Source organism: Flavobacterium sp. FG19 (assembly GCF_057809475.1).
In genome coordinates this window covers 285621-310714 of the sequence record NZ_JBMDKA010000002.1, presented here as the reverse complement: position 1 = coordinate 310714, position 25094 = coordinate 285621, and the positions used below count along the sequence as shown (strand labels likewise).

The following is a 25094-nucleotide window of genomic DNA, read 5'->3' as shown; positions in this document are numbered from 1 at the left end:
AATGGGAACTGAGACGGCTCTTTTTTTATAGTGACGGAGTGTTTTTACAACTGAACTCTATTTTACAACTAACATAAACTCCAGTCCTTATCCAGAAATTCATCTTCTCCGGGTTCTTCTGTTTTATAAGCAATGGCTTCCGGAATAGACGTTTTAGGAATGTTTACGTGTATAATGGTATTTTCTGTGATATTGTCAAGCTGGACTAAAACCGCTTCAAGCTCGTCGAGACTGTTTACTTCAAAACCCTGACCTCCAAATACATCCGTGAGTCTGGCATATTTCCAGCGGTGCATTTCGTTATAATCATAAACATTGTTTAAATCCGGAAGAGGGTATTGTACCTTGTCTGCACCACGAAACGGATTTGGATTAACAAGCATTTGCTCAATACCGTAAATGCCATTATCCAAAACAAATACGATGGTATCGTGTTTCAGTTTATTCTGTGTAGATATGGCCTGACAGGTTTCCTGAAAAGCACCGTCTCCAACAAATACGACTGGTCTTTTATCAGGTCTGGCACATTTTATTCCGGTTGCTGCAGGAACAGAATACCCTATCGAAAGCCACGATGCCTGAGCTACGAATCCGTTAGGTTCTGCAATACGGATACCCTGGGCTCCCAATAAAGGAAAACCTGCATCGGCAACCACAATATGACGTTCGTCTATAAAAGTATTGATTCGATTGAAAAAGCTATCATAAGTAAGCGCTGGTTTTCCTTTTTTCATCAGCCTGTTATCAGCCAGAAAAAATGATTCGGGCAGTCTCTCCTGGTCATACATTTCGTAAGCAGTAAATGTAACTTTGGTAAGTTCCTCTTTTAGAAATATCATAAAATCTCTTAGTGATACATTGGCTATGTAAGAAGCCCCAATCCTTACGCCGCTGTGATTGGCAAGTACGGTATCTTCTTTCCAGACATCAAAACCACCCAGGTTTTTTCCGGTAGTCCATACCCCCAAACCGATTTTCAGCTGGGCTTTTTCAAATTGTTCCTTGACATCTTTTGGCGATGCTTTGCCATTAAAAACGCCTTTGAATTTAGGATGATTTTCGGATACGATTGATTTGCCAAGTATAGACGTAACAAATTCTGTATTGGTAGTTTCAATCAGATCCAGAAATTCATTTTGAATACCGTAACGCTGAATTTCAATACCGCCCCAAAAAATAATTTCTTTTCCGCGTGCCATGGCCGCTACTCTTTGGGCGGCCTTACGTGCACTGCTTTGACATTTAGATGTTTCTCTTTCTGCTAATGGAGCGGCAGGCGGATCGCATTCCATTCGCCATGCATCTTCAAAGACCTCCAAATATACGGGTCTTCCATATAAAATACAGGCATTCAGCACGGAATCAATTTTATAAGGTGCATCTGATGAACCTGTGACTTGTTCAGCTGCAACGGTTACATTTCGGAATACATTAATGTTGCTGTACATATCACCTGTCATATGAGATGCCAGCATGCCCTGAACGAGGCTTCGCTGCTGGTCTTTGTTGGTAGGAGCCCCGTTAATGACAAGTACGGGACAGTGTTCTACATAGGAGCCTGCAACCGAATTGAGCAGTGTAAACGCACCTACACCATAGGTTACCGCTACTGCAGCGAAACCGTTTTGACGGGCATAGGCATCAGTGCAGTGTCCGGCATTTATTTCATTCGTATCGTTAACGATTTTAATTTTTGCATTTTTGTCTTCCTGAATCGTATTTAAAAAAGGCGCAGTATAATTGCCCGCGATTCCAAATAAATGGGTGAGACCTAATTGTTCCAGTCGGATCTGCAGGTATTTTGCAACGGTGATTTTTTTCTGTGACATCTTAAATAGGGTTATTCAGGTTACCGGTATTTTCATTGACTTCAAGTGCCGTACGGATTCCGGACTCGATGGCGCCTTCGATCCAGGCATGTTTCAGGGAGGTATGCTCGCCGGCAAAATGTGCTTTTCCGTTCCATTCGGTCGAAATGATATGACGCTGTAGTAAGTGTAATTGTCCCGGATTAAATATAGCTGCTTCACCATAAGCATACGGGTCACGCATCCAGCTTTGTGTTGCACCGCCAATTAATTTTCCGGCTTTACCTTTGCGGTCTTCGATGCTTGAGCTGACTACGGCAAGGTCAATAATACGCTGCTGTTCCTTCTCATCGTCAGAGTGCATGATGGCGAGGTTTTTAAGTGCATAAAAATACCTGTCGTCGTCGTCCATAGAATCCCAGCGGCTTGCTTCGTCAGACCAGCAGTAAGAGGCCAGCACGACACCATGACCTTTAGTTCCCAAATCGTTGCTCGGATAATAGGTAAAACGGTTCGAAAAATCAGTGATCGTTCCGCCGCCTACAATATTATAAGGCGCTTCCTGCCACCATTTTTCACGAAATTCCAGCAGTATTTTAGTAGCAGAATCGTAGTGCAGTTCACGGATTGCTTTTCGTTTAAGCTGTTTGAATTGTGGCGTTACATATACATGTCTTAATGCCGAAAAGGGGATGGTAACAATTACTTCGTCAAATTCCAGTTCACTGACCGGTGTTTCTAATTTTCTGAATCCTGCGTCTTCATAAAACTGAGGGTCGCGCTGCACTTCAATATCAACTTCAATCTTTACTTTATTGTTAACGAGCATCATTTTGGTCATCCTGCAGTCAAAATAAGTGTTTTCTTCCAGACTGTGAGCTTTAAAGAAGGCATTTGGCAGCAGGTCGCTTCCCCCTACAATTTCTAAAAAACGGGTAGAATCCTTGATGATATTCTGCTCAATAAAACTCTGGATAAAATCGTAAGCCATTCTGGACTCCAGATTCTGCATGACCCCAATCATCTCTATAGCATTTTCTGAGTACATCGAATTTTCTTTTAAGAAACGTCTCATCGAATATTCGCCGTAACGCTCGATTAATAAAGGCCAGTTTTTCTCAGGATCTTCGGCAATAAAAGCCTTAAGCGGATTAATAAGATTAGCCATTAACTGGTCGGCACGCATGTTTTCACTGCTGCCCAGATGAAAGTCAAGCAGCTGGTTTACATCGACAGTCGTACTTGCATTTTTTGGGATGTACTGATTTTGCACAACGCGTTTACGGTTAACATAAAAAAGGGAATTTCTGGTTACCTCAGGCGCTGGTTTAGACGGATCTGCCTGATGTGCAATTGCCTGTTCTTTATCAACAGACAGATAGTAAAATGGCTCTGTTTTAAGTCCGAGTTTATCAATGTATTTGAGCACCATCTGGTGTATGGTCGGGATACGCATTGCGCCGGCTTCGCCATAAACGGTGTCGTCTTCAAAATATTTTTTGTTTTTAGAATTCCTGAAAGTCTTGATCCTGCCGCCCACACGGGTATTTGATTCGACTATAGTAACTTTATGTCCGGCTTGTTTTAACAGACTGGCCGCAACCATTCCGGCCATTCCTGCACCAATGATTAATACATCTTTTGATTTGCCCGTATGCGGTATTCCGTCGTCAATGTACTTTAAGTATTGCTGGATAATAGGGTCGTTGTCTTCATCGAGTAAGCCGTGTAAGTAGTTTTCCATGATCAGGTGATTTAGTTGTGGGTTTATTCTTTTTTCAAATCAAAATTCCTAACAAATAAAATCAGTAAAATCTGAAATTTCAAGCGTAATTCTACCTGTTTTTAAAGTGCAGTATACCTGATTTTCAGTTTTTAGGCTCAAAAGCACTGTTTTTTAAGACGACAATAATGTCATTTGCGAAGGAATAGCAGAGAAAAACAGAATAATTTCTTTTTTGTATTTTCGTAAACAGGAACAATTTAAACGAAAAATAAATGCAGAATGCCCCCCAAGTCCCAAATACATTATACTTTAGTTCTTTCCGCTATCTAAATTTGATTTACTCGATTCCGCTAGTATCCTTTTTGATTTTTGGTTTTGCAAAAGTGGCTTTTTATTTAGAACCCGTTTTACAAAAACAGCTGCCAGATTGGAGCAGTACTATAATCTACATTTTTGCATTGCTGCTTTTTACAGCTTTTGTAGTAAAACTATTTTTTATGCTAAATCTGCGCAGAATCAGTTTGTATGTAGATCACGAAGGATTTGTTGTGAATAACAAACAGGACAAAAAGAAGTATTGGAACCAGGTCAGGTGGTACACTTTCCCAAAAGACAAATATGAATCCGGATCAAATGAATCGGCTTCTATGGTTATGCTGTCTTTTGGTTTTATGAAGATGAGCATTATTAATTGTTCTGCCTGGACTTTATTTAGTAAAACACGCCGGGAAAAAGAACAAGAAGCATTTTCTCAATTCAAACAAGCTGTTATTCGTTTTTGTTAATAGAATTCCAGGGAGATGAAATTGTTATTTTTGAGTTAATATTATTTCCAGCAACAATCGACGGTTATTAAATATCTATTTTTAAAAACCAAAAATATAAGCCACACCTAATGATTAAAAAGTTTCTAAAAAAAGCGGCAATTATTATTGCGACCCTAATTTTACTTTTAGTAATAGTTCTGACAATTATTCCTTATTTTTTTAAGGATGAAATAACGGCTAAAATAGAAAGTATCGCTAATGAAAACCTGAATGCAGAGGTGCGTTTTGGAGAGATTGGACTTTCGGTTTTCAAACATTTTCCCGCTTTAATCGTCTATGCAAAAGATGTTAGTATAGTTAATAAAAAAGCCCAGTTTACGTCACCAAATGTGGTAAAAGCAGAAACGGCGGCCGTTGGCGTTAATTTTTACAGTTTATTAAAAGGTAAAATAGTTTTGGACGCTGTTTATCTGGATGATGCCAGTTTAAATCTTGAAACTGATCCTAAAGGACATGCCAATTTTGATATTGTAAAACCTTCTAATACTCCTTCGGATACTACCCAGACCGAATTTAAAATAAAAAAAGTCGTTATCAGCAAAACGAATATCCTTTATAATGATAAAAGTACCCTTTTAAAGTTTAAAGCTCAGGATTTAAACTATAAAGGAACGGGTGATTTGAGTGCTGATTTTTTTGATCTGAATTCTAATGTAAAAATAAAAACGTTCGATTTTAGCGTGGCCGGGGTCGATTATGTGCGCAGTAAACCCATAAATGCCGAAATTGTAACCTATATAGATACAAAAGCACTTAAATTTAAATTTGAACGAAACGCTATCCGAATTAAAAATTTCCCTTTCTCGTTTAATGGTTCTTTTTCTTTTATAAAAGGAGGGTATGATTTTGATCTTAGAATGCTTTCGAAGAATTCTACTTTAGAAGAAATGCTGTCGCTCGTACCGCCGGCTTATGACCAGTGGCGCGAACAGATGACGATTACTGGTAATATTAATTTTGGAATTTTTGCACGTGGAAAATACATGCAGGACCAGTCAGAAAAGCCGGTAGTTTCGGCAGATCTGCAGATTAACAATGGTACAATCGCCTATAAAAAAATTAAAGAACCGGTAAAAGATATTACTATTTCAGCCAAAGCTATGGTAAGGGATTTAGATATCAATAAATTAAAATTTGATTTAGATAACCTTTCGTTTAATCTGGATAAAAAGAAAACGGTAATTAATTTCCATTCAGAAGGTTTTAAAAAATTAAAAATTAAAACGGTCATCAAAGCCAGTTTAGATGCGGCAAAGTTTAAAGAAGCTTTAAATCTTAATAAAAATGATATTCGCGGAGAGATTGCTGTTGACTTAAAAGCCGATGGTGTTTTTTTACGGGATTTAGGGTTTAGTCCGCGTTTGAATAAAATTGATACTATCATTAAAAGTATTCCGAAGTTTCAGCTGAACGTCAGCTTAAAAAATGGCTATTTAAAAAATACCAAAACGCCAGACGCGATAAAAAATGTTAATCTAAATCTGAGTTTAACGGCCAAAGACAGTATTTTACGCAATGTTTCAGGAAAAATCACCAATTTGAATGCAGAGGCTTTGGGCAATTTTATTCATGGGCAATTTGAGCTTCATAAATTGTATCCTTTTACAGTAGACACTGAATTAGAATCTAAGATTAATTTAGCAACGATACATCAATTTTATCCTTTAGACAGTCTGGAGGTTAAAGGTGATTTGAATCTGAAAGTAAGCATGCACGGGATTTTAAACCGGAAACAAAAGAAATATCCCTCATCCAGAACAATTGTAAATATTAAAAACGGCTATTTAAAATCACTTAAATTTCCTAATATTCCTATTGAGAACATAAATGTGAGTGCAGCTGTAAGCAGTAAAAACGGGACAGGAGAAGATTTAAATGTAAAACTGCAGCCGGCAGAATTTGTTCTGGCGGGATCACCTTTTAAAGTGCAGGGCGAAGTCAATAATCTTTACGATTTAGTGTATAATATTAAAACGCAGGGAACTTTGGATATTGGTAAATTAACGCAGATATTCCCGATTAAAGATGTAACAGTTTCCGGAATAATTCAGACCAATTTAATTGCCAAAGGATCTAAAAAAGATCTGGATGCCAAAAATTTCGACAACATCAAAAATGGCGGAAAACTCGAAGCTCGAAATTTAGTCATCAAAAGTGCCATGTTTCCGGAACCGTTTCAGGTGTCTAAGGGAACCTTTAAGTTTTTTAAGGATAAAATGCGTTTTGAGCAAATCAGTGCTGCTTATGGTAAATCTGATATTGTTTTAAATGGGTATATCCATAATGTTTTGCGATACCTTTTTAATAGAAAGTACCTGCAGCAGTCTAATGAAAAATTAAAAGCCGATATAGAACTTTCCAGTAATCATATTAATGCCAATGAGTTTTTTGACATGATTGCAAAATATACCGATCAGAAAGCCGAAGAAGAAGCGGCACAAAAAACAGATACTACAGCTGTAAGTACGATTGCTAAAAATGAAGGTGATAAAAACAAAAATTTCGTTATTAGAATTCCCAGAACAGCCGATTTAAAAATCTCAGCAAAAGTTACTGATTTAGAATTCGATACCTATAAAATTAATGATTTTGTTGGAAATCTGGTTGTAAACGAGCGCAAAGTACAGGTAACTCAGGCCGCTTTTAATATGGCAGGCACGAAGATAGAAATGACGGGAGATTACAAGGCACAGCATCGTTTATTGGCAAAATATAATGCGAATTTTAAAGCCAGTAATTTTGATATTCAGCGTGCTTATAAAGAGATTCCGATTTTTGCAGAACTAGTCAGTATGGCTAAAGATGCCTATGGTCTGGTCTCGGTTGATTATAAGCTTGGCGGAAGTATTGACCGAAATATGGATCTCGATTTTAAATCTATTGATGGAGAAGGAACACTGACTCTGGAAGATATTAAATTTAAAAACTTTAAACTTCTAAACCATGTAGCCAAAAAAGCAGATGCCGCCGATTTAGAAAAAGCTTCCTTTAATAAAATCGCAATACATTCGGTTATTAAGAATAATGTCATGACCATTACGCCTACCACGATGAAAATGGCTGGTTTTAGAGGGAAACTGGAAGGTCAGGTAACAATGGACGGAAAAATAAATGTAGGTTTCCGATTGGGGCTTCCGCCAATGGGACTTATTAATGTTCCCATGAAAATTACCGGTACCGCTGAAAACTTTGAAATTTCTACAGGTAAATTTAAAGAAGACACGACTTTTTCTGAAGAAAGTGAACTTAATAATTTAAAACCGGAAGAACGCAGGAGACCGAGGCAGAGAGATACCTTAAATTTCCCGCGTACCAATTCAAAAAGAAGAGACACGATCAAATAAACGTTAAATATTCAGGTCGTTTTCTATTTAAAAAACGGTTTTTTAGCAAAAACCAATTGTGTATTCGTACAGGGCATGCTTTGTACGATTCCTTTTTTAACTTATCTTCGCTGTTTATACATTTGAGAGTACAGAGTACTCATTTAAAAATCTAGTTTGTGAAAAAAAATCATGATGCTGTAGAAGAAAATCAGCTTAAGCGAGGGCTGACTAACCGACATATTCAGTTAATTGCTTTGGGAGGCTCCATAGGAACGGGGCTTTTCCTTGGTATTGGTCCGGCGGCCGTACTGGCAGGACCATCGGTTATTTTAGGATATGCTATTGCCGGAATTATCGCTTTTTTTATAATGAGACAGCTTGGTGAAATGGTTGTCGAAGAACCGGTTTCGGGTAGCTTTAGTCATTTTGCGTATAAATACTGTGGTTCTTTTGCAGGGTTTGCATCAGGCTGGAATTACTGGATTTTATATATTTTAGTAAGTATGGCCGAACTGACAGCCATTGGGGTTTATGTACAGTTTTGGTGGCCCGGAATTCCGCTTTGGGCATCCAGTTTATTTTTCTTTCTGGTTATTAATGCTTTAAATTTTGCCTCCGTAAAAGTATACGGCGAAACAGAATTTTGGTTTTCTATCATAAAAGTAGCCGCCATTATTGCCATGATCCTTTTTGGTACTTATTTGCTCATAAGCGGTACAGGAGGGGAGCACGCCGCTGTTCATAATTTGTACAGCGATGGAGGTTTTTTTCCAAAAGGTGTCTTTGAAAAAACGACTGATGGCAGCTTTCAGGGATTATTGGCGGCAATGGCGCTGATTATGTTTTCCTTTGGAGGTTTAGAACTCATTGGAATTACAGCTGCCGAAGCAGAAAATCCGGAGAAAAACATTCCAAAAGCAACCAATCAGGTTATTTACAGAATCCTTATATTTTATGTAGGGGCTTTGGTCATTCTGTTTGCTTTATCTCCATGGAGACAAATCACAACAGACAGCAGTCCGTTTGTAATGGTTTTTCAAAACTTAAACGGAATGGAATTTGAATTGTTTGGCTTCAAAATATTTTTTACGAAGCTTATTGCCAATGTGCTTAATTTAATCGTATTAACGGCCGCTTTATCTGTTTATAACAGCAGTGTGTACAGCAACTCCAGAATGTTATTTGGTTTGGCAGATCAGGGAAGTGCGCCTGGTTTTTTAAAGAAACTGAACAGACACTCAGTGCCGGTTAATGCTATTTTAATTTCGTCCTGTTTTGCGGCTGTCTGTATTTTAATAAACAAAGTAATTCCGGAAGAGGCTTTTGGTATTTTAATGTCATTAGTCGTGTCGTGTTTAGTAATTAACTGGGTTATGATTTCGTATACACACCTGCAGTTCAGACGCGCCAAAGACAAGGAAAACACCAAAACGACCTTTCCATCTATATTTTATCCGGTAAGTAATTATATCTGTTTTCTGTTTTTATTAGGTATATTATCTATTATGTGGATGACCAATATGAAGATCTCCGTAGAATTAATTCCTATTTGGCTGGGGATTCTTTTTGTATTTTATAAGGTTTTTAAAACGAAGCAGCAGCAGGCAGATTTTTAATGACGGTTATGTAATGTCAATAGTAATTTTTTAAAATGAAAATCCTGAATAAATATCCGGTACTGGCAGCAGTTCGAAGAATTGATCAGAATGCAATAGTATTGAAATTTGTAGACGACAGATCCCATAATGATCAAAAGGAAGAGGTATTTATGCTGCAAATAAATGGAAAAGATATAGCAAATAGTATCTCGTTAATCAATGAATATCATCTTTACTATCCCACTGTAGTTGTTGATGACGGAGAACTGACTTTTTATAACGGAAGATTAGATGAATCGCCAGATTGGGGAGATTGGACAAGCATGTTCTCACTGCCTTTTGAAAGGTATGATTTTTTGTGAGATCTTTTTCTGAAAGTGTTCAACCTAAAAATATGTATACTTTTTTCAGTACGAGACAGAGAAATTCCACAAGAGAATCAATAAAAAAACTTTGTGCAATTTCTTTAAGTGTATCCATTCTATTTTTAATTTTTAACAAACATAAATAAAACAGAGATAAAAAACGCCCGTATTTTTACGCAAAGTAAAAACAGAAAAAGCCCGATCGTACAGATTTAGCTCCGCAACGATAGCGCGGATTTGCAATCCGTGCCCGCAAAGATTGGTTAGCTCACTTTGAAAAAAAATTCCCGATCGTACAGATAGCTCCGCAGCGATAGCGGAGATTTGCAATCCGTGCCCGCAAAGATTGGTTAGTTCACTTTGAAAAAAATGTTTGCGCTGATATATTTCAACAATGATAGCGAAGATTTGTAATCTGTATGCGCAAAGTGACTCCTTCACAGTCCTACAAGTAAAAATGAAATTTTATATTATATTTTTTATTTTTGTAGGAAAAAAGAGAATGTCAACAAAGTATAAAGCAACTGTAACTGGAGAAGCATATTTTATAACTATAACTACTGTAGGATGGATAGATATATTTACAAGACTAAATCAGAAAAATATAGTGATAGATGCTCTAAAATATTGTCAGGACCACAAAGGTTTAGAAATTTATGCCTATTGTATTATGAGCAGTCATATTCATTTGCTCTGTAAAGGGACAAATGGTTTTGTATTATCTGATATTATTAGAGATTTTAAAAAATTTACATCAAAAAAAATAATACAAACTATAATAAATGAACCCGAAAGCAGAAGAGAATGGATGCTGGAATATTTTCAAAAGACATGTGAGCATTTAAAAAAGAATGTGACTTATAAGGTATGGCAAAATGGCTATCATGCAGAACATATTTACAGCAATAAGTTTATTAAGCAAAAAATAGATTACATCCATAATAATCCCGTAAAAGATAAAACTGTTAGTTCAGCTGAAGATTATTATTTTAGCTCGGCAAGAAATTATTCAGGTTTAGAAAATGATTTAGATGTTGTTTTGTTATACTTATTTTGAAACTTGTTAACTTTTGATTTTACTCAGCTTTGTGGGCACAGATTACAAATCTGCGCTAACGAAGCTAGCGAACGAAATAAAAAAAAATGAAAATTTTGTTTTTGATGATTTGCTTTGTGTCTTACTGCTGCGGTCACGGATTGCAAATCCGCGCTATCGAAATTGGGGGTGAAACGTATTATTAATTTTTTTTTATGATATCATTTTATAAATGATTATTACCCAATCAATTTCTCAAGCTTCACCATCATTTCATCTTTCTCTTTCAGCATTCTTTCATACAATGCAATTTTTTCTTCATGAAGTTTTAGTACTTGCTCTACAGGATTAAAAATTGGATTATCATTTTTCTGATATCCAATACTATGATCACCAAAAGTATTAGAAATAACATTAACTGCCTGTTCTTCATCAAAATTCTGAAAAGCTTCAACCGGAATTTTTAGTACAGCGGAGATTTGTTTGAGCAGGCTGTCTTCGATTACATCTTTCTGCTCCAGCAAAGAAATTTTCTTTTGGGTCCAGTCTTCGCCCAGATCATAAGCCAATGCTTCCTGTTTGATGTTAAGCATTTCTCTAAAACGTTTTACGTTTCTTCCCTGATGTATTTTCTGTTCCATAATGAATATTGGTTTTCTACAGGCTCAAAGATAAAGCCATTTGTGCTAAAAATCATGAGTTTCAAAGATAAAAAAATATGACATAAAACTTTAGCATTGTCAGAATATTATACCTGTTTTTTGAATAAATTATCTTTTTTAAAAATTAGACTTTAGACTGTAAAACTCAAACTTTCTGCGGGTTAAAATACAGAAAACCATAAGAAAACAAATCCTCTTCATTCTTTATTTTGAAAAAAAAGACGATCTTTTGTGACTTTTCCGGTAATCTTATTACTAATACAAGAAACGAAACAAAAGCTGCTGATGAATTATGATTTTTTAGCCCAAATAAAGGAAAACGAAGGCATTATTTTTAAGCTTGTCAGGATTTATGCAGATCAGTATGACGAGCAAAAAGATTTATACCAGGAAATAGTCTATCAGCTGTGGAAATCCTTTAATTCATTTCAGGGAAAATCAAAAATAAGCACCTGGATATACAAAGTAGCCTTAAATACTTCATTAGCACATATAAATTTAAAGAAGAAACATTCAGGAACCATTTCAATACACGAGGTCAGGCTTCAGTTTGAAGAAAAAAAGGATATACAGTTTGAAGAAAAAATTTCGGAAATGTATCAGCATATTAAACAACTGAACGAAATTGACAGAGCGATTATTTTTTTGTTTCTTGAAGGAAAGAAGTATGATGAAATCGCTGATATAATGGGTCTTACAACAACGAACATCTCAACCAGACTCAATAGGATTAAATTAAAACTGAAAAATCAAATGACTAAATAATTGTTTTATGGAATTAGAAGAAATGAAAAAGGTGTGGAGTACTATGGAAGAAAGAGCAGAAAAAATTCCATTTGAAATTAGCGAAGCTTCACAGCATGAATACAATAAAAGAGCAACTGTTTTTAAAACAGGAGAAGTTATTGGTTTAGCGGCGGCATACACTTTTGCCGGGTTTGTGCTATACAGCTTTCCTGCTTTAGATGATTGGTATCTGCGTTTATGCGGTTGTGTTTTGGTTGTTTATCTTTTGATAATGCCAGTTTATACTTTGGCTGAAACCTGGAAAATGAAACATATTGATCTGGCCCGCTCAAATTGCAGAAATGTACTGGAACAAATTTATGCATCAGGAAACAATTTGAAAAAAGCAGAAAAAATAAGTTTTATTGCGAGTCCGTTTCTGTTCCTTGCAGCTGTTGTAGTTTTTACAAAACTATTTACAAACCAAAACATCTTTGCTTTAAACATTCAGATTCCCTTTATTTTTCTAATGGGAGCGGCATTTTTAGCAGCTGTCTTTTTCAACATTTGGGCATTTAGAAACAGAGATAAAGAGTTCAAATCTGTTAAACAATTACTTGAAGATAAAAACTAGCTATTAAAATCAGAGATTATGACAGGAAACAAAAAACAAAATGTGGGAAACGGAATTGGAATTGGAGCCGCACTGGGAGTGGCATTTGGAGCCGCTTACGGTTATCAGTACGGAAACGTATCACAAAGTATTGCCGTGGCACTTGCTATTGGCACGGCACTTGGAGCCATTTTTGATCTTGGTAAAAAATATTTTTAGAATGAATAAAGTAACGAACGATGTTAGTTCCTTACCATTATTTCTTTGTGCTTTTTAAAGAGGAACAAGCTGTAACCCTGTAAATATTCGGGGAACGATTGTATTAGTTTTTCCTGGCTTTTTTTAATTCGGCTTTCAGTATTTTTATGGTATCTTTTAGTTTTGAATTTTGTTTTATATACACCAAAACATTGTTTCTCGAAACAGGTGCCGGATTTGCATGCAGGGAAGACCTGTTTTCGTTACGGTTAAAATCGTTTTGGTCCTGATATATTTCATCCAGTTTTACATTTAAAATTACAGCCAGATTATGCCATTCCGGCATTGTAATTTCTGTTTTTCCTCTTTCTTTACGACTGTAAGTGGGCTGTGAAACAGAAATCATACGTGCAATGTCTTCCTGGCTGATGTTTTTTTTGATACGTATTTGCTGCAGCTTAATTTTAATCACTTCTATATTTTTAATGGCAGGAATATGTTTTAATAAGTAAAATGCAATCAGTAGGTTTAGCAGCAGGCAGGATCTGTTTCCTGCTGCTGCAGAATCATTTTATAACAGGGCAGGAGGGTATTTTCTCCCGGTATTGCTTCCCGGGCTAAAATGATTCCGATTACAGAAGCCTTTATAAGAAACAAAGAAGAAAATACCACCAATGCCGGAACTGTGTACCGTTAAATTGAAATTGTCATTAGGCGTTTTCAGATTAAATTTTGCTCAAACGGATGTATTTGATATAATTTTTGCCTTCTGTTTTTGCCGACAGCTGCTCCTCTGTAAGCGCTATTTCAAGATCGGCAGCATAATATTTCTGATCTTCGACTGCACTTTCAAAACGCAGTTTATAACCTTTGTTTATTTTAGAGTCTTCCAGTTCCAGTGTGGTAACACTTCGGTCTCCACCTGTTATTGAAGCGCCTGTTAAAGCACTGATATTGGTTGGTTTCTTAGAATAAAAAGCATACCATTCTTTAAGCGTGTTATACCATTTTTTGTTTTCGCCCATAACATACAGCGTTTTTTCGTAGTTTCCCTGCGGATTTATAAGCGAAACAACGATGTAAGCCCCTTCGCCCATATAGCCGGACATCTGCAGCATACATTTATATTTGCTTGTTTGTGCCGATGCGCCTGAACAAACAAGGCACATCAGCATTAGAAATGATAATCGGAAGGACAATTTCATAGTATTATTTTAAAAATTCGATGTCTATATTATTTTTGGTCAGGAAATCATTTTCCTTTGCTAAAGTATAGGCAGTTTCATTAAATTCAGACGTTATCTCTTTTTTGGCTCCTATCGAAATCAGGTATTTTAAGATCTCATCATTTTTAGAAAGCATAGCGGCTTTATGTAAGACGGTTAAGCCATCTTTATTTTTAGCGTTAACATCAATTTGTAAAGGAGCTAATTTTTTAAGTATTTCCAAATCGTTTTTGCTTATAGCCACATGATATAAAGTACTGTTGTCTTTTTGAGGAGCATTAAAATTTAAGCCGCTTTTTTGAAGCGATTTTAATTTATCACCAAAATCGTCCTGTTTTGGATTTTCTGTACCACCGCCAAAACCACCGCGTGCGGGACGGTAAGATTCTACCAGATGATAAGCTAAGTCATTTCCCTGTTTGTCTTTGATTTTTATATCAGCGCCTTTGCTCACAAGTAAATCAACTGATTTTGGCGAACCGCTTTTTACAGCATATGTTAAGGCAGATTCACCTTTTGCATTTACAGCATTTATGTTTTTTACTTTAGGCAGCATCAGCGATACAATTTCAAAGCTTTTCCCTCCGGCAGCATTCATAAACGGAGTATTTCCTTCTTTGTTTTCCTGATTGATATTAACCCCTTTTTTAATGAAATAGGTAATGATATCGTCCTGATTGTTTTTAGCGGCAATGTAATGCAAAACATTATCGCCCGATTCACTGGTAACGGCAGGTTTAATTTTTAAATCATCAACAAGGTATTGAAAAACATCGATTTTATTTGCTTTACGAAAAGCTCCCTGAGCAGCAAAAAGTAAGTCCTGATCAGAATATTTAACTCCTTTTTCTACCAGTTTTTTCAGAACACTTACGTTTCCATATTTTACTGCATAATCAAAAGCATTAAGCCCTTTATTATCTTTCGATTGTATAGAAATACCTTTAGAAATTAAATAATTGGTAATACTGAAATCAGTGTCTGAACCTACTGCTAATAAAAGGATATTAGCATCATTTTTGGCTGGATATGTTTTTTTTAGATCCAGTCCGTGTTTTTCAAAAGCTTTGATTACAGGAAGGTTTACCGTTCCGCTGAAACCGGCAAAGGTTAGGGCAGTTTGATCGTGATGGCATAAAAAGTTCATATCGGCACCTTTTTGCAATAAATAGTCAACTGCTTCTGCGTTTGGTTTTGAAGCTGCTGCATGCAGGTAAGTTCTGCCTTCACGGATATTTCTCTGAAAATCAATCCCCGGTTGGTCTGCCAGATATTGGATTACTTCTATTGGGGCATCGTTACTAATAGCCAGACTCAAAGGGTCATCGCCATTTTTTACATCGGCAAATTTAAAACCGTTCAATTCTGATTTTACAGCTGTTAAATCCGGATTTGCTTTCCAGAAATCTTTATCCAGAATTTTTATTTTTGACTTTTGTGCGTTTACAAAGGTCATTGAAGCCATTGCAATCGCTAAAAAAAATATTTTTTTCATTAGCTTATTTTTGTTTACAATAGTCCTGCAGGTAAAACCTGATCAGCATACCTGCAGGCTTGTTGTTAGGTTTGTTTTAAAATAATTTAAGATTGATTATTTTATTTTTTGGCTGAGCATTAATTAATATTGCTTTGAGGGCTCAGCTTGCCCATACCCGGAATAGCAGATACACCGGAGATGGAAATTCCTTTTTTGGCTGTTGCTGTAAGAGGATCAATTACATATACCGTTGGATTTGTGTTTGGTGTAACAGCAGAAATATAGGCTTTTCCGTCTGCCGTAAATGGCCATCCCACACTTATAATTTCAGTTACAGTCGGAAAACCTTCGCGAACCCATTTGAAATCTTTGGTACTCATACGAACAACAGCATATTGGGTGGCAGCCACAGTAGAGGCAACTACTCCGGCAGTATTGTACATTTCCAGAAGGAAGTAATCGGCTGTTATGTTCCAAACTTTACGTAATTTATATCCTCCGGAAGCCTCTTCAATATTAAAATAATAAGCTGAATCAAATGCTGCTGCATCTTTTTTGATTAACAAAGCACCGCTTTTTTTAGTAGTGGTACCATAGCCTGTTGAGAAAACATAAGTGTTACCATCAGCATCGTTTGCAAGCTGTCCGTAACGGGCAGAACGAAACTGTCCTCCGGAAGCGCTTAAACGATCGTCTTTGTAAAGACGCACTAATTTTGCCTGGGCATCCATTTTAGCCACATAAATACTGTCTGCATTAACAGGTCTTGTACTAGGGCCTACGGCTAAATTAACTGCGGTAAAAAAAGTATTATTTCCTGCGTCAGCTATACCAACAAAGCTGGCTATCTGGTCACCTCCAACAAAACCTTCTCCAACAGCTGCATATTGTGTGATTGCATTGTTATTGTTCAGGTCAAAGGAATAAAATACAGATCCTTTTTTACCGTCATTTGCTCCGGTAAGGGTTTCACCATTTGCTGCGGCAACCAGGTAATTACTGAAACCGCCAATGGTATTAAAACCTTTGTCAAGTACAAAATCATCTATTTTTTTTAATGCTCCGGCAGCGCTTAACTGAAAAACGGAACCCGGTGCCGGATTACCCTGCTGGTAGCTGATAGCAAAAAGCGCTTTGGTGCCGCTATAGCCCCATTGTGTATAACTGCCGATATTTTCAATTGTTCCAGGATAATTTGTACTGACCAAAGTATCTTTTGCAAGGTCTTTAACAGCCATGGTGTACGTAAAAGTAGTAGTTCCGTCTGATGATGTTCCCGCCAGAAAGTATTTGTCGGCAGCGGTATTGTCTGTTTCCGGATCTGCAGCATTATTGTCACTTGAACAGGCCGTAAGAGACAGCATGGCCAGGCCAAGCAGTAGTGATTTGTTTTTTAGTAATCGATTCATAGTTATTTAATATTAAAATTTAATTATTCTTTTTTAGTTGTTTTGACGTTTTCCACGGTGCATCAAATAAACCCTGATTTTTCCGTAAAAGGCTCTTCCTGGTTTCATCATCCCAAAATTGTCTGCTAATTCTTCGTTGGTGATATTTTTTACCTCCAGGGAGAAATTGTATTTTCCGCCTTTTATACTGTAGGATGCACTAAAATCATGGGATAATTGTGTTGGTAATGCATATTTATCGGTACTGCCTAAACTTTCCCAGTTCAGATAAAACTGACCTACATAATTAAGACTGTACTCCAGATTCAGTACATTTCCGGATTCTTTTTTTCCAATATTATGGATGTAATAAGCAGCATCAAGATTACCAAACTGATACGGTATATTGGGCATACGGTCTTTGTAATGGCTATTTAGCACCGTTCCTTCTGATCCTCTGAATTTTTCATTATCGTAGAGATGCATGGCGGTAAAGGTTCCGCCAATCATCGCTTTGTTTCTAAAGTAGTATCTGGCTTCCACATCTACCCCAAGGTTACGGGTGCTTCCAAAGTTGACAGAGGTCAGTGTTCCTGTTCGTACTAAAATCTCTCTCTTGATAAAATCATCTGTATCTCTGAAGTAACCGTTTACATCCAGATAGACGGCATCCGAATTTTTGAATTCTTTATTTACTGTAAAGCCTAAATTGTAATTCATTGAATTTTCGGCCACAAGGGATGAATTACCAACTTCAGCATTTTCGTCGCCAAACAGTTCACTATCTGAAGGTAAGCGGTAAGCCCGTTCCATGGAAGCTTTAAATTGAAAGAACTTCCAAAAATAGGTGGATGCTATTCCGTAACCCGTTGTATTGTAACTGGCATCCCGTTCCTGCCAGTCAGGATGCGCTTCATCGGCAGTATTATAAGGTCCGATAACTTTTTGGTAGTAGTTTTTTCCAAAAACATTGATGTTCCATTTATTAAGCTGACGGAAACGATATGAAATCCCTAAAACATTTTTGTAACTCAGTCGGCGTAATTTTTCAAATTCTGTTACCAGTTCCACTGGGGCAGTGGAAGTTGAATAGCGTTTTGAACCAGTCTGGACATCGTTAATAGTAACCGAGTGGGATGGACTGATGTCATAACTGATATTGCCCATTGCTGAATAATTCTCGTTATCGTATTCTGATAAAGCAGAAGTGCCCCGCTCACCTTTACTCACTGCCATTGTTTTTTCGCCCAGCCAGTTGTATTTATAGCTGGAAGTGTCAATACTTTTATTGCTGTTGATATTGTAGTTGGCAGATACTCTTGCGGTTAATCCTTTTAAGAATAAGTCTCTCTTGTAATATTCCAGATTGGGCTGAATACCTTTTCTGCTGGTTTCCACTTCGCCGTATACAAATTCGATATTAGCCGGCGCATTTTGTACTTCCTGGTGATCCTGACTTATTGTAGCTCCCACAAAAAAACGATCGGCCCATGATTTATTTACGACCCCTAATTTGGCTACTACGGTTTCATTGTGATAGGCAGCGTGAAAACGTTTAAATTCATAGGTTTCTCTAGAATACTGCCCGTTGGTGATCAGTCTGCTTTTTATTTTATAATCGTTATCAGAATAGGTCTGATATGCATTCAGCTGAAAAGAAAGACCTTTTGGTGTGGTATGTCCCAGTATAATATTTGTCCTGTGAGTATTAAATGAACCGTATGAATAAGAGGCATCCAAAAAAGAATTAGTGGTGCGATTTGTTACTATATTAATAGCCCCGCCAATAGCATCGCCTCCAAATTCAACAGGAACCACTCCTTTATAAACTTCAATACGTTCTGCCAGTGAAACGGGAATATTGTTCAGTTGAAAGGAAGAACTGTTTCCCTGCATGGGTACACCGTCCATAAAAATTTTTATGTTACGGCCTGTAAATCCGTTTAATGTAATATTCATATCGGCTCCCACGCCTCCGGCTTCCCGAATTTTAACTCCTGAGGCTTTGGCTAATAAGTGACCTAAATCCAGTGTAGAGTTGTACTTTGATTTGGCATCCAGCGCCACTACATTAAAAGGAGATTCTTTAACCTGCTCAATAGCTGATTTGCTTTTTACAGCTACTTCCTTAAGATCTATGGGACTGCTGGCTGCCAGTGTTATATTTAATTCTTTTGGCGTATTATCTTTTAAGTGTATTTCTACAGTCTGACTCTGAAAACCTGTGGCAGCGAAAATTATGGTATAATGTCCGGGTTGAAGTTCTATTTTAAAAGTCCCGTCGGCGTTGGTCTGTGTGAATAAATTAGTATTGGCTATCCCGACATTTACACCGGGAATTGTTTGGTTTTCTCCGGAAACACGTCCGTAAAGTGAAGTGTGTTTTTTTTGTGAAAAGGACTGGAATGATATTGAAAAGAATAGGAGGACAAATAAGTATTGCTGGTTCATGTATGGATTATAAATAGATGAATGGAAAATTATTTTTAATTAGAATTATTATAAATAACTTTGCAAAAGTATTCAGGTACTCCACAATACGGGTAACCAAATCAGTATTAAAAATGTCAAAAAGTGGATTAAGTTTTAAGCCTGTGATATGTAGTTTTGTTTGTTAAGTTGTTGAATTTTATTTAGTTATTTCTTTTTTTGTGCTTTTGAGAGATGTTTTTTGAACCTGAACTGAAGAATAGTCCGGGTGGACATAAGAAAAAAAATGCATTAATTAGCCGGACATTACTTTTTAGAGAGTAACTGCAGGCAGGAGAGCTGCAAAAGGAATAAATTTTTAAAGCTGTAGTATGTTTATAAACGTCAGAGTAAAAGAAGTTGATAAAGAGTTTTTGGATATTAACCTTCTTGATCATTATACGGAAGAACCTGATTTAAGTGAAAAGAAAGAGGAAATAATAAATTACGATTTCCTTGACGGGAGATATTTTGTCTATTATACTGATGGTTTCTGTCTGCTGAGATGCAATTACGAACAGGCTTATAAATGTACTGACATTATTAAGATCAATGAAGATTATATTCATATTTCCTTACTTGCAAGCGGAAGTTATAAAGTGCTGAAAAAGGGAGCCGACGAACTAAAAACGCTTACTCCGGGTTCTTTATCTTATGCTTATCTTCAGGATCATGATGTGGAAATGGAAATGTCTGCAGAAGAGGAACCGCTGCATTATACAAGAATATTTCTCTCCAGAAAGTTTTATCTCGGACTTTTGGAGAATGAGAACTGGATCAAAAAGGATTATTTTTATAAGCAGGTAAAAGCGGGTCATTATTTAGATTTTGGAAATTTCAGAGTTCCCATGAACTATAATATTGTTGAAATATTAAATGAAATAGTCCACAACGCCCACGAAGGTTCTCTGGGACATTATTATCTGCTTTCAAAACTAAAAGAGCTTTTTCTGATGTCACATATTTATAAACTTGAAAAAGCGCTTCCATCCGGAATTAAAGCAGAAGAATATTCAAAACTCGAGCATGCAAAGATATACCTTGAAAAAAACTACAAAAAAAATCCCACTATAAAACAGGTTTCAAGAACGGTGCTGTTAAATGAGTTTAAGCTTAAGAGCGGTTTTAAAGAAGTGTACCATCAGACCATGCATTCTTATATGACACAGCTGCGTATGGAACATGCCCGCAAGCTTTTGATGCAGGAGAGTACGGTAAATGAGGTTTCTGCTTCTCTGGGATATAAAAGCGTGTCACATTTTATTGCTTCATTTAGAAAATATTTTGGTGTTACTCCAAAACAGCTTTCGATAACGGATATGTTTACTGATTCCGGTAAAGCGGTGTGTTTCACTGCCGGATTTCTTATTAATGATCTTCTTGCACCGCTTTTTTATATTTAGGACCAGCTTTATAAACTAAAACACAACTATCGTTTTTAATCTGAAGAGAATGAAGTAAGGCAATGCCAATGGAGACTAAAAAATAAATATGCTTCATTAAACCTATTACGGGAAACTTAATCTAAGATGCAAACCACTCAAAGTTTCCCTAAATAAAGTATTAATGCCGATTGCTAAAAAATCAATTTATTCACTTCAGTTTGTTATGCTCTGTCTGAGCTCTCTTTTTTTTGCTGCAAGTTTTACTATGGTTATTCCGGAACTGCCTGCGTATTTAAGCAGTTTAGGAGGCGCGCAGTACAAAGGACTTATTGTTTCGCTTTTTACCCTGACAGCCGCTGTCTCACGTCCGTTGAGCGGTAAACTTACAGACAGACTGGGACGAATTCCTATGATGACTATAGGTTCTGTTTTTTGTCTGGTTTCTGCTTTTTTATATCCGGTTTTTAGTTCTGTTTTTGGTTTTCTGTTTTTACGTTTAGTCCACGGTTTTTCGACCGGATTCCGGCCTACGGCTTCATTGGCTTACGCGGCGGATATTACGCCCAAAGAAAGATGGGGTGAAGCATTGGGCGTACATGGTTTATTTTTTAGTCTTGGAATCTGTCTGGGACCTACGGCTGGCGGGATGCTCACAAAAGCTTACGGTGTTGATATGATGTTTTACAGTTCTGCTTTTCTGGCTTTTCTTTCCACTATAATAGTAATTAATTTAGAGGAAACCTTAACTGTGAAGGAGGAATTTGGTAAAAACATGCTTTATCTGAAAAGGTCGGATATAGTATATGCCGCAGCCCTTCCGGCTGGTGTAGTAACTTTTTTTTCCTATACGGCTCATGGATTAATACAGACTTTAATTCCTGACTGGAGCGCACATTTGGGGATGCATAACAAGGGGTTCTTTTTTACTGTATTTTCAGGAGCTTCCATACTGGTTAGATATACAGCCGGAAAAATATCAGATAAGAAAGGACGTACCAATGTAATAATGGCCGGACTAATAGTGAAAGCGGCCGGACTGTTTATCATAAGCGAAGGGCAGGATGTACCTGTTCTCCTGACCGGAGCTGCGGTTTACGGTATAGGTGCCGGTCTGATTTCAGCGGCTGTGGGAGCGTGGACAATAGAACTCAGTGAACCACAGTACAAAGGAAAGGCAATAGCGACAATGTACATCTGCATGGAATTAGGAATAGGATTTGGAGCGCTTATAGGGGGAACGTATTATCAGGGTGAGATGATGCGTATTCCGGAAATCATCCGCTTTGATATACTGGTAATTCTTCTTGGAATACTCTATATCCTTTATCTGAAGAAATATAGAAATGCTCCTCCATTTCTAAAATTCAAAAGCAAATAATGAATATCTGCTATGATAATGCTCCTCTGTTAAAACCAATTGTATCTCTGTAAAGCTGGGGAGAAATATCCGTTTTACCTTTAAATACCCGGCTGAAATAATATTCATCATCATAACCAAGTTCGTAGGCAATCTCTTTAACGGTTTTGTCTGTAAGGTACAATTCTCTTTTGGCTTCTACTATGATTCGTTCAGTTATTAAATCAGAAAGTGTCATGTTGAAATGACTTTTGGCCGCTCTTGCCAGAACCACAGGGCTTACATGCAGTATATCGGCATAATCACTGGCAGAATGTTTGGTCCTGAAATTATCTTCTATGGCATTTCTTAAGTTTTGTATCATAAGCAGCTGTTTCTCACTGCCGTTTATTTCTTTTACAGATTGCTGTTCTACTTTGATTCGCGTAGCGAGGACCAGAAATATTTTTAAATACGAAACCAGAACTTCATCTTTTCTTAAGGCCTCCATTTTTAATTCGCCCACGATTTCCCGTACAATGTTTAAAAGCGTCTTTTTATCGTTTTCTTCGAGCCAGATAAAAGGCTGTTCGTATATATTATTAAAAAGAATGCCATTACAGGCTATTTCTTTATGGTGTCTGTATATACAGAAAAAATCATGATGAAACTGAATAGAAATTCCCATCAGCGGCCCTTCTGAAGCCAGCATAAAAGGCTGATACGGGTAAAAAGTAAAAAGCGTATTTTCTTTAAAAGCGTACTCACAAAGATCAACTTTCGCAACGCCTTCTCCCGAAGTAATAATAATGATGGTAAAGTAATTATTTCGCTGAATATGATCGAAATAACTGCTGTTGTCAAACTCGAATACTTTAAAGGATAAGTTTCCGTTTTGCTGATTGACAAGTGTATATACCGACTGTGATAGCATAATAATTTCTTAGAGTTTATTAATTAATTCTAAAAACTGAGTATTGAGTTCGTTACATTCTTCCGGACATACATTAGGGATTACTTTAGGTTTATTTCCCCATTTGAGCACATCTTCTGCTGCAAGAACATTATATTTTGAAGTAAATCCGCCTATATACGGAACCCCGGTACCATAGATGATTTCAGCTATTTTATGATGGCGAATCAGATACGAACACATGATGCAGGGTTCGTGCGTGGTATACATTGACGCTAATGGCAGTTTGTCAGCGTAACCATTGTTGAGGGCATCGCGAACAGCCATTATTTCGGCATGATTGGTAATATCTCCGGTTGATCTTCCGGATTCAATACCTTTTCCTATTATTTTTCCGTCGAGCACAATAAGCGCACCTACGGGTGGATTACCGGTATTCAAAGCAGTTTTGGCAAGCTCTAAACACTCATTCATATAATATTGAGAATCCTTTTGCATATTTTTAAATTTAAAACCTCTTGTTTTTAGGAAGGTAACTTTGGCTAAATTACTCAAAAAAACAACTATTCGATAAGCAGTCTGCAGTACAAAAGAGGTGGTTTTTCAGGATATTAAACATAATAACTGCCCTCCTGAAAAGAGGGCAGTTTTACTCTGGGTTTAGAAAATTAAAATTTCGTAACCTTCTTTTTTAAGATTCACAAAACTTGGAAGCCCCGGAGTTCCCGGTACTGAAGAGTACAGGGATTTTTTAGAATATCACTGGAGAAATGTAAACCTTAGAAGCGGCCAGTATTTTGATCATTCGATGAAGTTCGTCAGTAATACCTTCACATACGATACTGAACCAGCCAGCCGGGCTTTGATTGTAATTCAAAAATTGTTTCCAAAAAGGGATTATGAGTTTCTGAACCTTATGCAGAAAGCATTCTACTCAGAAGGGAAAGATATTACAAATGAAAATGTTCTGGCCAGACTGGCTGAAGAAACCGGAGTTGAGAAAAATAGTTTTCTGGAGCATTTCAATTCAGACGAAATTAAAGCAAAAACACAGCAGGGATTTCAGTTCAGCAGGCAATTGGGAGTTAAAGGATTTCCAACACTGCTTACTATAGAAAATGGGACTGTTAAAGTCATTTCTCATGGATTTCAGAGTTATGACAGCTTAAAGCCCGCTGTTGATAATTGGCTAAAAAGCACAGCAGTTCCTGAATTCCAAACCGGGCAATCCTGTAGTGATATTTCCTGCGAATGCTAATAACTAAAAAGGCTGAATCTTTAACCGGAAAGATTCAGCCTTTTTTAATTTTCGATTTATTGTTTAAAACTTCAAAAACACACAATAAAATACATCTTATCAGAATGAAATCATTTCACTTATTCATAGAAAAACTTACGAATCAGCTGCAGCAGCCGCTTCCCGGAGAAACGGCGCATGAGATCATGCAGAATTCCTCGACAAGCCGGCTTCATTTTAAACCTAATGAACAAACCCGAAAAAGTGCGGTACTGATTCTCTTTTATCCTTTTGAAGGAGAAGTTTATCTGCCGCTCATTTTGCGTTCGGCTTATGATGGTATTCATTCGGCTCAAATTGCATTTCCGGGGGGCAGATATGAACCTGAAGACGAAAGCCTGATTCAAACTGCTTTACGTGAAGCACAGGAAGAGATTGGTTTAAGATCCGGTGACGTGAAAATTCTGGGAACACTTACGGAACTTTTTATTGGTGCGAGTAACTTTCTGGTGCTGCCCGTTATAGGTTATCTTCTTTACAAACCGGAATTTAAAGGCGACAAAAGGGAGGTAAAAACTGTTCTTGAAACCAAACTTAAAGATCTCTCCAATCCGGACATTATTGGAAATGGTGAAATGCTTATTCGGGGTGAACAGGTCATAGTACCGCATTACGAAATACACCCTCATAAAATTTGGGGCGCTACCGCTAAAATGATCAGTGAACTATTGTACCTTCTGAAGGATGATTTTTGATATTTAAAAGTGATTTACCATCA

The 25094-nt window shown here is 37.0% G+C and carries 21 protein-coding genes and 1 pseudogene; 12 read left to right on the top strand and 10 right to left on the bottom strand.

Translation table 11 applies throughout. The features are described from left to right. Positions 1–68: 68 nt before the first annotated feature. Positions 69–1829, bottom strand: coding sequence for an alpha-keto acid decarboxylase family protein (locus tag ACODST_RS03275; RefSeq protein ID WP_488930683.1), 1761 nt, complete (start codon positions 1827–1829; stop codon positions 69–71). 1 nt (position 1830) lies between these two features. After that, positions 1831–3552: a flavin monoamine oxidase family protein gene (locus ACODST_RS03270; protein ID WP_488930682.1), complete on the bottom strand. Its 1722-nt coding sequence runs from the start codon at positions 3550–3552 to the stop codon at positions 1831–1833. Positions 3553–3806: 254 nt separating this feature from the next. Between ACODST_RS03270 and ACODST_RS03265 the strand changes: the two genes are divergently transcribed. The 5 genes from ACODST_RS03265 (at position 3807) to ACODST_RS03245 (ending at position 10707) form a co-directional block, all read left to right on the top strand. Next, positions 3807–4319: a hypothetical protein gene (locus ACODST_RS03265; RefSeq protein ID WP_488930681.1), complete on the top strand. Its 513-nt coding sequence runs from the start codon at positions 3807–3809 to the stop codon at positions 4317–4319. A gap of 110 nt (positions 4320–4429) precedes the next feature. After that, complete coding sequence (locus ACODST_RS03260; RefSeq protein WP_488930680.1) at positions 4430–7705, top strand: AsmA family protein; 3276 nt, start codon at positions 4430–4432, stop codon at positions 7703–7705. Between the two features lie 158 nt (positions 7706–7863). Next, positions 7864–9303: an amino acid permease gene (locus ACODST_RS03255; RefSeq protein WP_488930679.1), complete on the top strand. Its 1440-nt coding sequence runs from the start codon at positions 7864–7866 to the stop codon at positions 9301–9303. A gap of 35 nt (positions 9304–9338) precedes the next feature. Then, positions 9339–9647 (top strand): hypothetical protein, encoded by a 309-nt coding sequence (locus ACODST_RS03250; protein WP_488930678.1) that lies wholly within the window; start codon positions 9339–9341, stop codon positions 9645–9647. A gap of 505 nt (positions 9648–10152) precedes the next feature. Beyond that, a complete protein-coding gene (locus tag ACODST_RS03245) occupies positions 10153–10707 on the top strand; it encodes an REP-associated tyrosine transposase (RefSeq protein ID WP_488930752.1) in 555 nt (184 codons plus the stop codon). 218 nt (positions 10708–10925) lie between these two features. On the opposite strand, the gene ACODST_RS03240 is transcribed toward ACODST_RS03245, so the two are convergent. Further along, on the bottom strand, positions 10926–11327 hold the full coding sequence (locus ACODST_RS03240) for a helix-turn-helix domain-containing protein (protein ID WP_488930677.1): 402 nt from the start codon (positions 11325–11327) through the stop codon (positions 10926–10928). A gap of 306 nt (positions 11328–11633) precedes the next feature. Between ACODST_RS03240 and ACODST_RS03235 the strand changes: the two genes are divergently transcribed. From ACODST_RS03235 to ACODST_RS03225, 3 genes are read left to right on the top strand one after another with little or no spacing between them, the layout of a single operon-like run. Beyond that, a complete protein-coding gene (locus ACODST_RS03235; RefSeq protein ID WP_488930676.1) occupies positions 11634–12113 on the top strand; it encodes an RNA polymerase sigma factor in 480 nt (159 codons plus the stop codon). A gap of 7 nt (positions 12114–12120) precedes the next feature. Continuing rightward, positions 12121–12708, top strand: coding sequence for a hypothetical protein (locus ACODST_RS03230; protein WP_488930675.1), 588 nt, complete (start codon positions 12121–12123; stop codon positions 12706–12708). 18 nt (positions 12709–12726) lie between these two features. Continuing rightward, positions 12727–12906, top strand: a complete 180-nt coding sequence (locus ACODST_RS03225; protein WP_488930674.1) for a hypothetical protein — start codon at positions 12727–12729, stop codon at positions 12904–12906. A 103-nt stretch (positions 12907–13009) separates the two neighbouring features. Here the strand turns inward: ACODST_RS03225 and ACODST_RS03220 are convergent, their stop codons facing one another. From ACODST_RS03220 to ACODST_RS03200, 5 genes are all read right to left on the bottom strand, one after another. Further along, positions 13010–13357 (bottom strand): helix-turn-helix transcriptional regulator, encoded by a 348-nt coding sequence (locus ACODST_RS03220; protein WP_488930673.1) that lies wholly within the window; start codon positions 13355–13357, stop codon positions 13010–13012. 253 nt (positions 13358–13610) lie between these two features. Then, the gene (locus ACODST_RS03215; protein ID WP_488930672.1) at positions 13611–14090 is read right to left on the bottom strand and encodes a DUF2271 domain-containing protein; all 480 of its coding nucleotides are present in this window, start codon (positions 14088–14090) and stop codon (positions 13611–13613) included. A gap of 4 nt (positions 14091–14094) precedes the next feature. Then, on the bottom strand, positions 14095–15606 hold the full coding sequence (locus tag ACODST_RS03210; RefSeq protein WP_488930671.1) for an ankyrin repeat domain-containing protein: 1512 nt from the start codon (positions 15604–15606) through the stop codon (positions 14095–14097). Between the two features lie 119 nt (positions 15607–15725). Continuing rightward, positions 15726–16997, bottom strand: coding sequence for a DUF4374 domain-containing protein (locus ACODST_RS03205; RefSeq protein WP_488930670.1), 1272 nt, complete (start codon positions 16995–16997; stop codon positions 15726–15728). Between the two features lie 33 nt (positions 16998–17030). Then, positions 17031–19427 (bottom strand): TonB-dependent receptor, encoded by a 2397-nt coding sequence (locus tag ACODST_RS03200; protein WP_488930669.1) that lies wholly within the window; start codon positions 19425–19427, stop codon positions 17031–17033. Between the two features lie 350 nt (positions 19428–19777). Here ACODST_RS03200 and ACODST_RS03195 point away from each other — a divergent pair, with 350 nt between their 5' ends. Continuing rightward, on the top strand, positions 19778–20848 hold the full coding sequence (locus ACODST_RS03195; RefSeq protein WP_488930668.1) for a helix-turn-helix transcriptional regulator: 1071 nt from the start codon (positions 19778–19780) through the stop codon (positions 20846–20848). A 163-nt stretch (positions 20849–21011) separates the two neighbouring features. Next, on the top strand, positions 21012–22208 hold the full coding sequence (locus tag ACODST_RS03190) for an MFS transporter (protein WP_488930667.1): 1197 nt from the start codon (positions 21012–21014) through the stop codon (positions 22206–22208). Positions 22209–22218: 10 nt separating this feature from the next. Here the strand turns inward: ACODST_RS03190 and ACODST_RS03185 are convergent, their stop codons facing one another. Beyond that, entirely contained in the window at positions 22219–23100 is an 882-nt protein-coding gene (locus ACODST_RS03185; RefSeq protein ID WP_488930666.1) for a helix-turn-helix domain-containing protein, read from the bottom strand. A 9-nt stretch (positions 23101–23109) separates the two neighbouring features. Then, entirely contained in the window at positions 23110–23577 is a 468-nt protein-coding gene (locus tag ACODST_RS03180) for a nucleoside deaminase (protein ID WP_488930665.1), read from the bottom strand. Between the two features lie 295 nt (positions 23578–23872). Here ACODST_RS03180 and ACODST_RS03175 point away from each other — a divergent pair. Both ACODST_RS03175 and ACODST_RS03170 read left to right on the top strand, forming a co-directional pair. Next, positions 23873–24337: pseudogene (locus tag ACODST_RS03175) on the top strand (DsbA family protein); the annotation flags it as partial. A 104-nt stretch (positions 24338–24441) separates the two neighbouring features. After that, positions 24442–25071 carry an NUDIX hydrolase gene (locus ACODST_RS03170; protein ID WP_488930664.1) on the top strand — a complete coding sequence of 210 codons (630 nt, stop codon included), beginning with the start codon at positions 24442–24444 and terminating at the stop codon, positions 25069–25071. Positions 25072–25094: the final 23 nt, after the last annotated feature.